The sequence below is a fragment of the Pseudomonas sp. XP2 genome (assembly GCF_053557975.1).
The window spans coordinates 139,695-153,740 of record NZ_JBNRIK010000015.1; the positions used below are offsets into that span (position 1 = coordinate 139,695).

At 67.2% G+C, this 14,046-nt stretch carries 1 protein-coding gene; it reads right to left on the reverse strand.

Annotated elements, in window-relative coordinates; genetic code table 11:
- Positions 1 to 4: 4 nt before the first annotated feature.
- On the reverse strand, positions 5 to 14,046 hold a 14,042-nt coding region (locus ACK1VC_RS17530), incomplete at its 5' end, for a BapA/Bap/LapF family large adhesin (protein ID WP_449118001.1).

Below are 14,046 nucleotides of genomic sequence, written 5' to 3' on the forward strand. Positions count from 1 at the left end.
GGCCTCAGACCACATGGATACCGTTCTGTACCCACAGGTGATGGCTTGGATCCTCCTGGGCCGTGTATTGGTTATAGTCGATACCGTCGGCAGTTTGGTTCCCGACCAGCGTCCAGTTGTCCGTCATGTGAACCGAGTCTTTGTTGTCCCCTTTGATGATGAGTGTGTCGGTGCCGGTTTCGGTGATTGCCACCACGTCCGCCAGGTTGAGCGTCAGCGCCACCGAACTGGTGTCGTTGAGGTCGATGACTTCGATGTCGTGCACGCGCCCGGCCAGGTTGCCCAGGTCGATGCTGGCATCGCCGCCGCCCCACAGCAGGGTGTCGGTACCTGTGCCGCCCTCGACGCTGGCGAAGTTCTGGTCGACCACCACCAGCGTGTCGTTACCCGCACCACCCTGCAGGGTGATGTGGCCACCCTGGCTGCCATCGAGGTGGTCGTTGCCGTCGGTGCCGGCGATGACATCGGTGGCGGCTGCCAGGCTGGCCAGCGCTACCGCCTCGTCACCGGTGTCGGCCTGCAGCGAAGTGAAGGTGGTGAGGCCGGCAGCATTGTCCAGGTTGACGGTCAGCGTGGCGGTGTCGGTGGTGCCGTTCGGGTGGGTCAGCTCGTAGGTGAAGGTGTCGTGCTGGCCGACCACCGCCGAGGTAAGCCCTGGGTTGAGGGTGTAGGTGTAGCTGCCGTCGGCATGCACCAGCAGCGTGCCGTAGGTGCCGGCCACACTCAACCCGTTGTAGCCCGGGATGGTGTAGGTGTTGGCCGCTGTCAGCACGCTCAGCACGGTCAGTGCCGAACCGACGTTGTCGTCACTCAGCAGGTTGCCGGTGGCTGCCGTCGCGCCGCTGACCACGAACTCGGTCAGGTGCGTGGTGGTGGCGTTGAGGCTGGTGGTGATGGAGCTGAGCAGGCCGATGCCGCCGGCGGTGACACGTACGTGGTAGGTGCCGGCCCCCTGGTTCTGGAAGGTATAGCCCGCGCCGCCACCGAGCAGGCTGATCAGCGACCCCCCCGGTACCGACTGCACCAGTACGTACTGGCCGGTGGCCGGGTTGAGCTTGAGCAGTTCGATGGTGGTGCCGTTGAGCAGGCTCAACAGGTTGGCGGAGTTGACCACCACCTGCAGGTTGGCCGTGGTATCGGCGGCAACCGTGGTGGTGTAGGTGGCCTGGCGGGTACCGATCACCGGCAGGCTCAGCGAGCCCAGCGCACTGCTGCTGGTGTCAACACGGTTGGCCAGGGTGACATGGCTGGTCCCGACATCGTTGACCGCGTCGACCACCGTGGCCGGTGCAGCGTAGTTGGTGTTGCTCCAGACCTCCGTGGCTTGCGGGCTGTCGATGCGTACGTACAGGTTGGCGGTGTCGGACAGGCCGTTCGGGTGCACCAGCTGGTAGCTGAACACATCCACCTTGCCGACACTGTTCGGGCTGCCGTTCGGGGTGTAGGTGTAGCTGCCATCCGCACTGATCACCAGGGTGCCGTACTGGCCCTGAACCGTGGTCGATGTACCGGCCGAGACATAACTGCCGTTTTTCAGCACTTGCAGCACGGCGGCGCTGTCCGGGCCGCGGGCATCCACCGCGCCATCGGTGCCCACGTCGGTGATGACGTTGCCGGTGGTGGCAGTGCCGGTGCCGGTGAACTGGGTCAGGCTGGTGGAGGTGATGTCCAGCGCGGTGCTCACGTTGGTGACCAGGCCAATGCCGCCACTGCCCACGGTCAACCGGTAGTCACCGGCTTGCAGCACGCCGATGTCCACCTGCAAGCCGATCGGCAGCACGATCAGGTCGAGCAGGCCCTGCGTGTTGCCGGTGGCGAGGGTCACCCAGGCGCCGCTGGCGTCTTTTACCTGCAGGGTGAAGCTGGTGTTGTTGAGCAGTGCCAGCACGCTGTTGGTGGTCAGTGTCAGGGTCGGGTCGGCCGTGGTGCCTGCCGCCACCGTCCAGGTGTAGGTCTTGGAGAAGCCCGACAGCAGCGTGGTGAAGCTGTCGGTGTAGGTCTTGGTGGCACTGACCGCTGCCAGGTTGACCGTGGCCGTGGCCAGGTTGTCGCTGGCGATGACCGGCGCGTTGGCATCCACATCCGGCGCGGTGACGTTGACGTTGCCCGACACGTTGCCGCGCGGGTCGCTGAGGGTCACCGAGAGGATCTGGCCGTTGTCCTGAGGCGGGCTCAGGGTCACGGTAAAGGTGCCGCCCGGCTGCACCGTCGCGGTTTGCAGCACGGTACCGTTGGCGCTGCGCACGGTCACGGTGGCGCCCACTTCGCCAGTACCGGTCAGGGTACCGCCGTCGGCACTGATCAGCAGGTTGCCGGCAGCCGCAGGTGGGGTCAGGTCTGGTGCGGTCAGCGTAGTGCCGGTGGAGACGTTGCCGGCGCTGTCGGTGAGGGTGACGCTGAGCGCCTGGTTGTCGATCTGCGCCGCAGTCAGGCTGACCACGAACAGGCCGTTGCTGCCCACCGTTGCTGTCCCCAGCACGGTGCCGGCGCTGTTGCGCACGGTGACCGTGCTGCCGATCTGGCCAGAACCGCTGACCGAGGTGCCGTTGGCGTTGATGGTGGCCAGCGGGGCGGCTGGCGGGGTGGTGTCGGGCGCGGTCAGGCTGGTGCTACCGGACAGGTTGCCGGCAGCATCGGCCTGGCGCACCACCAGCAGTTGCCCGTCGTTCTGTGGCGAGGTCAGGGTGATGGTGAAGGTGCCGTCGGCTTGCACCACACCGGTACCGACCTGGCCGTTCGGGCCTTGCACCGTCACGGTGGCGCCCGCTTCACCGTTACCGGTGAGCACGGTACCCGCGCCGTTGATGGTGACGTTGGTCGGTGTTGCAGGTGGTTGCACGTCCGTGGCGGTGTAGCTGGTACTGCCGGACACATTACCCGCAGCGTCGGCCTGGCTCACGCCCAGTACCTGGCCGTTGAGCTGTGCGGCGTTCAGGTTGACGGTGAACACGCCACCGCCATTCACCACCGCCGTGCCGAGCACGTTGTTGCTGGCGTCGCGCACGGTCACCGTGGCGCCGGCTTCACCGGTACCGGTCAGCACCAGGCCGTTCAGAGACAGCCCGGTCACCAGCGGGTTGGCCGGTGGTGTGATGTCGGCGGCTTGCAGGAAGGTTGGCTGCGATTCACCGCCTACCAGTGCTACAGCTGTCACCGAAATATGCTGGCCGTTGAGCTGCGCTGTGTTCAGCGTCAGGGTAAAGGTGCCGTTCAGGGTAGCGCCGCCTGTGCCGATCAGGTTGCCTGCGGCATCGTAGACCCGAATGCCCACGCCACTTGGCGCATTACCGGCCAAGGTCAGCCCGTCGCTGCCCAGCGTCACGTTGGTGGGGGGCACTGGTGGCGCGATCAGTGGTGTGATGTACGTGGCGACCGCAGAGGTATTGATGCCGTCGGATTGCGTCACTGCCAAGGTGGCGAGCGAGCCCGCCGCCGGCACCAGGGTTATCTGGAAGTTACCCGCGGCATCTACCGTACCCGTGCCGATAACCAATCCGCCGCGGCTGATGGTGACGGTGGCATTCGGCTCGCCCTTGCCGGTCAGCACGTTGAACGTGTTGTTGATGGCCATGTCGGTGACCACCCCAGGCGGTGAGGTGTCGTTGGTCTGATAGGGCACAACCACCGAGGCGTTGCCGGCATCGTCCGTGGACACCACTGTGAGCAACTGGCCGTTGTTCTGCGGCGGGTTGATCGGCACGGTGAACTGGCCGTTTGCACCCACTTCCACGGTGCCTACGACGTTGTTGTTCGGGTCACGCACCGTGATGGTGGTGCCGGCTTCTGCCGTACCGGTCATCGACGTACCTGCCGGGTTGAGCAACAGGTTATCGGGTTGCACTGGCGGCGTAAGGTCTGGCGCGTTCACCTGCAGGGGCGCCGACGGGTTGCCCGTGGCGTCCTGGGCGATGACGGTGAGGACTTCACCGTTGATCTGCGGGTTGTTCAGGTTGAGGACAAAGGTGCCGTCCGGATCGACCGTCACCTGGCCCAGCAGGTCGCCGTTGTTGTTGACCACGGTGACGCGGGTGCCGGCTTCGGCGGTACCGATCACCTGGGTGCCGCTGTCGTTGATGGTGGCGATCACGGTGGCCGGTGGCGTGGTGTCCACAGCCGTGACCGAACTGATTGGCGAGATGTTACCGGCACCATCGGTCAGGGTCACTTGCAGCACTTGGCCATTGAGTTTTGCGGTATCCAGCTCGACCACGAAGGTGCCGCTGGCTCCCACCGTACCGGTACCGACCTGCGTGGTGCCAACGTAGACCCGCACCGTGGCGCCTGCTTCGCCGACACCGCCCAATTCGTCACCCGCCGCATTGAGCCGTAGCTCGGTTGCCGCAGCAGGCGGCGTGTGGTCCGGCGCCAGTACGCTGACCGGCAGGCTGACGTTGCCGGGTGGGTCGGCCTGCAGTACCGACAGCAACTGGTTGTTGATTTGCGCAGGCGTAAGTTCGACACGGAAGCTGCCATCGGCGAGCACCGTGCCAGTACCCAGCACCGTGCCGGCGGCATTGCTTACGATGACCGTCGCGCCGGCTTCGCCCAGGCCGCTGACAACGCTGCCGTCTGCGTTGATCACCACTTGGGTGAGCGGGGCGGGTGGGGTGAAGTCCGGGGTTTGCAGGGTTGCCACTGCCGACACGTTGCCGGCTGCGTCGGCCTGGGTAAAGCTAAGCAGCTCGGCGTTGCCCAGTGCCGGGTTCAGGGTGATGGTGAAGTGGCCGCTGGCATCGACGGTGGCGCTGCCGATTTCGTCGCCGGCCGGGTTGGTCACGGTCACCAGCGCGCCAACTTCGCCGCGGCCGGTGAGGGTGACGCCATCCCCGGAAACGGCCAGTTCGGCTGGTGCCGTTGGCGGCGTGGTATCGGGTGCGGTAATGGCGCTGGCGGCGGACTGGTTGCCAGCCGCATCGGTCAGTACCACTTGCACTTGCTGGCCGTTTGCTTGAGGCGATGCAAGGTTGACCTGGAAGGTGCCGTCCGCGCGCACCGTTGCACTGCCCAGCACCGAACCGTCGGCGGCGAGCACGCGCACGCCGGCACCTGCTTCGCCGGTACCGTTCAGCAAGCTGCCGCCCCCTGCGAAGGCCAGGTTGCCGGCAGCATCCGGGGCGACGCGGTCAGGGGCGATCAAGCTGACGCTGTTGGACTCGTTGCCGGCCACATCGGACTGGCTGGCGTTGAGCTGTTCGCCATTGATCTGCGGCGCGCTCAGGTTGACGCTGAAGTTGCCACTGGCATCGACCACGGCAGTACCCAGCTCGATACCGCCTTCGCCTAGCACGGTAACGGTGGCACCTGCCTCGCCGCGGCCACTGAGGACAAGGCCGTCGTTGGACAGCACCAGGTTGGTCAGTGGTTGCGGTGCCGTGGTGTCCGGTGCCTGCAAGGTGGCAGGCAGCGATACGCTGCCATCGGTGCCCGTTGCGCTGACCTGCAGCACTTCACCATTGGCCTGTGCACTGCCCAGGTTGACAGTGAAGGTACCGTCGTTGGCGACCGGGCTGCTGCCCAGCAAGACGCCATTGGGGCCATACACCTTGACTGTGCTGCCCGCCGCTGCGGTGCCGGTCACCGACAGGCCGTCAGCGGCCAGGACCAGGTTGTCCGGGGTTGCCGGTGCCAGAACACCCGGCGCGGTGACGTTTTGCGCAGGGGAGACATTCTGTGCGGCATCCGCCTGAATCACGCTCAGGCTTTCACCGGTGATCGCGGCCGGCGACAGGGCCACGCTGAAGTGGCCGTCGGCCCCGACCGTGGCGGTGCCCAGCACGGTATTGTCGGGTGCCCGCACAGTGACTGTTGCGCCTGCTTCGCCATTGCCTGTCAGGGTCGCGCCATTGGCGGAGACCGCCAGATTGGTCACGGCCGCTGGCGGCGTGGTGTCGGCTGCGCTGTAAGGCGCGGCCGGCGACACGTTGCCGGCGGCGTCGGTGGCGGTCACCTGCAGCGTCTGGCCATTGGTCTGGGCGCTGTTCAGGGTGACCTGGAAGGTGCCGTTGCTGCCGGCCACCGCCGTGCCCAACACGTTGCCGCTGGCATCGCGTACGGTCACGGTGCTGCCGGCTTCGGCGTTCCCGGTCAGTTGCAGCCCGGTACCGGACAGGGCGAGTGTGGTCGGTGCCGCAGGCGGGGTGAAGTCCGGCGCAGTGACCGCCACGGCGGTTGAGGTGTTGTTGCCCGCATCGGTCTGCGTAACGTTCAGGTGCTGGGCGTTGAGCTGGGCGCTGTTCAGGGTCAGGGTAAAGCTGCCATTGGCCGCCACCAGGCCGCTGCCGATGATGGTGCCGTCCGGACCGCGCACGGTGACTGTGGCGCCGGCTTCGCCCAAGCCGGTCAGGGTCAGGCCGTTGTTGTTCAGCACCACATTGGTCAGCGGCGCGGGTGGGGTCAGGTCCGGGGTCGACACGTTGATGGCTGGCGACGTGTTGCCGGCGGCATCCACCTGCGTGACGCCGATGGCCTGGCCATTGGCTTGCGGGGTGTCGAAGGTCACCGTGAAGCGGCCGTCGGCGCCCACGGTGGCGGTGCCCAGCACGGTGCCGGCGGCGTTGCGCACCTGCACGATAGCGCCCACTTCACCGCTGCCGGACAGCTGGCGGCCGTCCTGGCTCAATAGCGGATTGGTGATGGCGGCGGGTGGCGTGCGGTCGGGCGTGGCCAGGCTGGCCGGGCCGGAGACGTTGCCGGCAGCATCGCTGAGGGTGACTTGCAGCGGGCTGCCGGTGGTTTGCGCGCTGGGCAGGGTGATCTGGAACTGGCCGCTCTGGTTGACGGTGCCGGTGGCCAGGATGGCGCCACTGGCGTCGCGGACGGTGACGCTGGCGCCGGCTTCACCCTGGCCGCTGAGCACGGTGGCCGCGCTGTTGAGGCTGAGGTTGCTGGCCGCCAGCGGTGCTTGCAGGTCAGGTGCTTGCAGCGTGGCCGCGAGCGAAACGTTACCCGCAGCATCGGCCTGGGTCACGATCAGGTTCTGCCCATTGGCCACGGCCGGCGAGAAACTGACGCTGAACAGGCCATTGCTGCCGACGGTGGCAGTCCCCAGCAGCGTGCCTTGAGCGTCTGTCACGCGCACGGTTGCGCCCACTTCGCCCTGGCCGGTCAGTGTGCTGCCGGTGGCGTTGAGGGTTACCTGGGCCGGCGCGTTCGGTGCCGTGGTGTCATTGGCCACCACGATGGCCGGCACCGAAGGCTGGCCGTCGACAGTAGCCTTGGCACTGACTTGCAAGGTCTGGGCATTGAGCTGGGCGTTCTGGAAGAACACCCGGAAGGTGCCGTCGCTGCCGACCGTGGCGGTGCCCAGGGTAGTGCCCCCGGAGGTCACGGTAATCAGCGAGCCGACTGTACCTTGGCCGGTCAGCAGGAAGCCGTCGGCGCTGATGGCAAGGGCCGACGGTGTGGCCACTTCCGTGCCAGTCGGGCCTGCTACTGGCACCTGGGGTGACTCATTGCCGGCAGGGTCGATCACCACCACAGCGACAGTTTCGCCGGTTGTCAGTGGCGGGTCGACCGGCACCACGAAGGTACCGTCCGGCCCTACGGTGATTGTGCCGCGCACGGTGTCATCCGGGTTGCGGATTTCTACCGTGCTGCCGGGTTCGGCGGTGCCGCCGACCGTGCCGCCGTCCGGGCTCACGCTAATGCCGGTGGCCGGCAGTGGATCAGTGGTGTCCGGAGCGGTGACAGAGACCGGTGCCGAGTCGTTACCGGCAGCGTCGGTCACTACCACGGTCACGGTCTGGCCGTTGTTCTGCGCTGTATCCAGTGGCACGCTGAAACTGCCGTCCGGGTTGACCGGGACAGTGATCACATTGCCAGCCCCATCGCTTACGGTGACCGAGTCCGCGCCAGGTGCGTTACCGGTGACCGTGGTGCCGTCGTCGCTGACAAGCACACCTGTGGGCGCAGCCGGTGGCGTGATGTCCGGCGCAGTGATCTGGCCGGGCAGGGACTCATTACCCGCCGCGTCGGTCAAGGTCACGTTCAGGGCCTGGCCGTCCAGTTGCGCAGGCGACAGCGGTACCGTGAAGTTGCCGCCTGCCGGCACGACTACGGTACCGACCACGGTGCCGTCTGCCAGCCGCACTTCCACCGTAGAGCCAGCTTCACCCGTACCCTGGATGGCGTTGCCGCCCGGGGTGATGGTGAGGCCGTTCGGTGCGGCCGGTGCAGTGCTGTCGTCGGCGGTAAAAGTAGCCGACGGCGAGGCATTGCCGCCCCCATCGATCAGCACCACCGACAGCACCTCGCCATTGGTCTGGGCGGGGGTGAGTAGAACTTCGAACGTGCCGTCTGCCGCCACCGGTATGGTGCCCAGCAGGTCACCGGCGGCGTTGCGAACCTCGACGGTGCTCCCGGCTTCGCCCTGGCCGCTGAGCAGCGTGCCCGTAGGGTCGAGGCCCAGGCCTTGCGCCGGCAGCGGTGCCTCGAAGTCAGGTGCGGTGACGGTGCCGGCCGGTGAGTCGTTGCCGGCGTTGTCCGTCTGGGTGACGGACAGGGTCTGGCCGTTGAGCTGTGGCGGGTCGATTGTCACCTGGAAGGTGCCATCGGGCTGGACCGTTGCGGTACCCAGTACTGCGCCACCCGCGCCGGTCACGGTCACCTGCGCACCAGGCTCGCCGCTGCCGCTCAGGCTGCTGCCGTCGCCAGCCAGAATCAGGCCGGTGGGTATATCGGGTGCCTGGGTATCCGGTGCTGGCAAGTCGACCGCCGCTGACAGGTTGCCAGCCGGGTCGCGTTGCTCCACGGTCAGTGCCTGGCCGTTGGTCTGAGGCGTGTCGAGCGTGATTTCGAATGCGCCGCCAGTGCCGACCACGGTGCTGCCCAGCACGCTGCCGTCCGGCCCGCGCACGGTGACGGTGGCACCGGGTTCGCCGTTGCCGGTGACCGTGGTGCCGGTGCCATCGATGGCCGGGGTGGTGACCACTTGCGGAGGGGTGGAATCGGGTGCAGTGAAGTCTACGGGCCCTGCGCTGTTGCCCAGGTTGTCAGTGGCTTCGACTGTGAGGCTTTCGCCATTGCGCTGCGGTGCATTGAGGGTGACATCGAAGCGGCCGTCGGCGCCTACGGTGGCGGTGCCCAGCACGTTGCCATCGGCGTCACGCACGGTGACGATGGAACCGTTCTGGCCTTGGCCGGTGAGGTGAATGCCAGCGGTATCGATGGCCAGCCCCGAGGGTTGCAGCGGGCCATCGGTATCGGGCGCCACGATGGTGGCGGTCGAGGTATTGCCAGCGGGGTCGCGCAGTACCACGTCCAGTTCCTGGCCGTCTGTCTGCGGTGGGTTCAGGACCACGCTGATCACACCATCGTTACCGACCTGGGCGTTGCCCAGCACAGTGCCGTCGGCACTGATGACCTGCACGGTGGTGCCCGGTTCGCCGCGGCCGGTGAGCAGGCCGCCGTCGGCACTCAGTTGCAGTTCGCTGGCTTCATTGGGCGGGGTGATGTCAGGGGCGGTGATCTGGGTCGGCAGCGAGCTGTTGCCAGCGCCATCAACCGCCACCACATCCAGGGTCTCGCCATTGGCCTGGGCCGGGCTCAGGCCGATGGTGAAGCTGCCATCCTGGCCAGCCTGGACGCTGCCCAGGACATTGCCCTGTGCGTCAAGCACCTGCACCTGCGTACCGGCCGGTGCGGTACCGGAAACGCTGGAGCCGTCGCCGGCCACCAGCACGCCGCTCGGGCTCTCGGGCAGCGGGGTATCGGCAACGGTCACACTGACCCCTGCCGAGGTATTGCCGGCGGCATCGGTCTGCACCAGGACGATGTTCTCACCTGCGGCCAGCGGTGCCTCCAGGTCAACCACGAAGGTGCCATTGGGCGCCACGATGCCGGAACCGAGCACGACACCTTGGGTGTCACGCACTTGCACTGTGGCACCGGGCTCACCACGGCCAGACACGGCCAGGCTGCCATCGCCTGCCACCACGTCGGTGACGATCGCCGGTGCGGTGATGTCTGGCGCCGTGTAGCTTAGCGGCACCGAGGTGTTGCCGGCCGCATCGGTCACAGTGATGGACAGGGTTTCGCCATTGGCCTGAGGCGGGTCGAGGGTCAGGCTGAAGCTGCCATCGGGCCCGGCAATGGCGCTGCCGATCAGGTTGCCCAAGGCATCTTTTACCTCCACCCGGGCGCCCCCTTCTGCAGTGCCGACCAGGCTGTCACCATTGCTCAGCACCAGGTCGGTTGGTTGCAGCGGTGCCACCTGGTCCGGCGCTGTCAGCGGGCTAGGTGTCGAGACGTTGCCGGCGGCATCGGTCAGGGTCACTTGCAGGGACGAGCCATCCACCACCGGGGTTGGCAGTTGCACGTTGAAGCTGCCATCCGGTTGCACGGTGCCGCTCACCAGCACCTGGCCCTGGTCGTTGCGCACCTCCACAGTGGTGCCTGCTTCACCCCGGCCGGAGACCGTGCGGCCATCGACGCTGATGACCAGTTGGGTGGCAGGCGCTGGCGGTGTGGTATCACCACCGTTATCAACGATCGGTGCAGTGACGGTGCCGGCTGCGGAGGCATTGCCTGCGGTATCGGTGGCGGTTACCTGCAATTGCTCGCCGGCCACTTGAGGCGGGGTCAGGCCGATGCTGAACGTACCGCCGGCCCCCACCACGACGCTGCCTAGCACGGTAGTGCCGTCGGCTGCCAGCACGCGCACGGTGCTGCCAGCTTCGGCGCGCCCGGTCACCACGCTGCCATTGGCGCTGACAGCGAGTTCGCTGGGGGCGGCAGGTGCGGTGATGTCCGGCGCGGTCACTTGTACCGGCAGTGACGAAGCCCCGTTGTTGTCGATGGCGACCACGTCCAGCAATTGGCCGTTGGCCTGGGCCGGGTTGAGCACAACGGTGAAGGTGCCCTCGGCGCCGACCACGATGCTGCCCACCACCGCGCCATTGGCATCCTGCACTTCCACGCGGCTGCCGACCGGCGCGGAGCCGCTGACGCTGGTGCCATCCGCAGCGACTACCAGGTCGCTCGGGCTGGCCGGCGTGGGCACCAGCGGTACATCGAAGGTCAAGGCCCCGGACGCGTTGCCGCTGGCGTCGGTCTGCACCAGGCTCAGGCGCTCGCCCGGCAGCGCGGCCGGGTCCAGGTCGAGCAGGAAGGTGCCGTTGGCGGTCACCGTGCCAGTGCCGATCACGGTGCCATTGACATCGCGTACTTCAACGGTAGCACCGGCTTCGCCGCGACCGCTCAAGGTCAGGCCGCCGGTACCGACCACGATGTTGCCGACTACGGCAGGGGGCGTGGTGTCCGGCGCATCGAACTGCAATGGGGTGGAGACATTACCCGCGGCGTCCACCACTCGGATGTCGAGGACCTCGCCATTGGCTTGGGCAGGGGACAGGGTAACGCTGAAGCTGCCGTTCGGGTTGACCACGCCGCTGCCGATCACGTTGCCCGAGGCGTCGCGCACCTGCACGGTAGCGCCAGGCTCACCGCTACCGGTCAAGGTAACGCCGCCGGCAAGCTCCAGACCGGTCGGCTGGGCGGGGGCCTGGAGGTCTGGGGTGGCCACCGTGCCCGGAGTGGAGGCATTGCCGGCGGCATCGGTCAGTACCACTTGCAGGGTACTGCCATCGTTCACCGGCGGGGCCAGGGTGATCTGGAAGGTGCCATCCGGGTTGACTGTACCGTTGGCCAGCACGTTGCCCTGGGCATCGCGTACTTGCACGCTGGCGCCCGCTTCGCCACGGCCGCTCAGTTGGCCACCGGCCAGGCCGACGACCAGGTTGGTCGGCGCCTGGGGTGGCGTGGTATCGACACCGTCGATGTCTGGGGCCGTGACGCTACCGGCACTGGAGGCATTGCCGGCGGTGTCGGTGGCGGTGACTTGCAGCACTTCACCGTCCACTTGCGCGGGGCTGATGGTGATGCTGAAGCTGCCGGTGGCGCCTACCACCGCCGTACCCAGCACGGTAGTGCCATCGGCGGCCAGCACGCGCACGGTGCTGCCCGCTTCCGCGCGGCCAGTGACGACGGTACCGTTGGCGTTGATCGCAAGTTCGCTCGGGGCGGCCGGGGCGGTGATATCCGGCGCACTGATCTGCACCGGCAGGGACGATGCACCTGTGCCATCGATGGCGACCACATCCAGCAGCTCGCCGTTGGCCTGGGCCGGGTTGAGGATGACGGTGAAGGTGCCTTCAGCGCCCACTGCCACACTGCCCACCAGCGTGCCGTTGGCATCGTGGACTTCCACGCGGCTGCCGGCCGGTGCAGACCCTGTGATGCTGGTGCCATTTGCGGCCACTACCAGGTCGCTTGGGCTGGCGGGGGCAGGGGTAATGGGCACCTCGAACTGCAAGGCTTCGGACGCGTTGCCGCTCGGGTCGGTCTGTACCAGGCTCAGTGCGGCGCCCGGTTGGGCTGCCGGGTCGAGATTGACCACGAAGGTGCCGTTGGCGCCGACCGTGGCAGTGCCGATGACGGTACCGCCGGCATCACGCACCTCAACAGTGGCACCGGCCTCGCCGCGACCGCTGAGCACCAGGCCACCGGTACCGACCACGACATTGCTGACCGCCGCAGGCGGGGTGATGTCCGGTGCATCGAACTGCAGCGGTGCAGAGCTGTTGCCAGCGGTATCCACCAAGCGCACGTCCAGCGCCTCGCCATTGGCCTGGGCCGGGAACAAGGTGACGCTGAAGGTGCCGTCTGCGTTGACCAGGCCGGTACCAATCACGTTGCCGGCGCTATTGCGCACCTGCACCGTGGCGCCAGGTTCGCCGCGGCCGGTGAAGGTGACGCCATCGGCCAGGGCCAGTTCGGTCGGTTGTGTCGGGGCTTGCAGGTCTGGAGAGGCGACCGAGCCCGGTTGCGAGACGTTGCCAGCGGCATCGGTGAGGGTGACTTGCAACGTGCTGCCGTCGTTCACGGCAGGGGACAAGGTTACCGCGAAGGTGCCATCCGGGCCGACAGTGCCGGTTGCCAGCACAGTGCCTGCCGCATCGCGTACCTGTACGGTGGTGCCGGCCTCGCCACGCCCGCTCAACTGGCTGCCGGCGAGGCCGATCACCAGGTTGGTCGGTGCGTCAGGTGGCGTGGTATCGCCCCCGTCGATGTCTGGCGCGGTGACCGAGCCAGCGGTCGAGGTGTTGCCTGCCGCATCGGTGGCGGTGACTTGCAGCACTTCGCCGTCGACCTGTGCCGGGTCCAGGGTGATGCTGAAGCTGCCCGTGGCGCCCACCACCACGCTACCCAGCACGGTGGTGCCATCGGCGGCCAGCACACGCACGGTGCTGCCCGGTTCGGCACGGCCGGTGACTACTGTGCCGTCAGCGTTGACGGCCAGGTCGCTCGGGGCGGCAGGTGCGGTGATGTCCGGTGCGGTGACCTGCGTTGGCAGGGACGCTACGCCAGCATCGTCGATGGCCACCACGTCCAGCAGTTCCCCATTGGCCTGGGCCGGGTCGAGGACCACGGTGAAGCTGCCATCGGGGCTCGCCACGACACTGCCAATCAGCGTGCCGTTGGCATCATGCACTTCCACACGGGTGCCGGCAGGTGCCGTACCGCTGATGCTGCTGCCGTCTTCGGCGAACACCAGGTCGCTGGGGCTTGCCGGGGCAGTGGTGACCGGCACTTCGAACTGCAGCGCTTCGGAGGCGTTGCCGCTTGGGTCGGTCTGCACCAGGCTCAGTTGCTCACCTGGCTGCACAGCCGGGTCGAGGTTGATCAGGAAGGTGCCGTTGGCGGCTACCACACTGGTGCCGATTACGGTGCCGTTGGCATCACGCACTTCGACAGTGGCGCCGGCTTCGCCACGACCACTCAGGGCCAGGCCGCCGTTGCCGACCACGATGTTGCTGACCGCCGTCGGCGGAGTGATGTCCGGTGCATCGAACTGCAGCGGTGCAGAGCTGTTGCCGGCGGTATCCACCAGACGTACGTCCAGTGCTTCGCCGTTGGCCTGTGCGGGGTTCAGGGTCAAGCTGAACAGACCATCGGCGCCGACTACACCCGTGCCGATGATGTTGCCACCGGTATCACGCACCTGCACGGTAGCGCCCGGTTCGCCGCGACCGGTGAAGGTCACGCCGT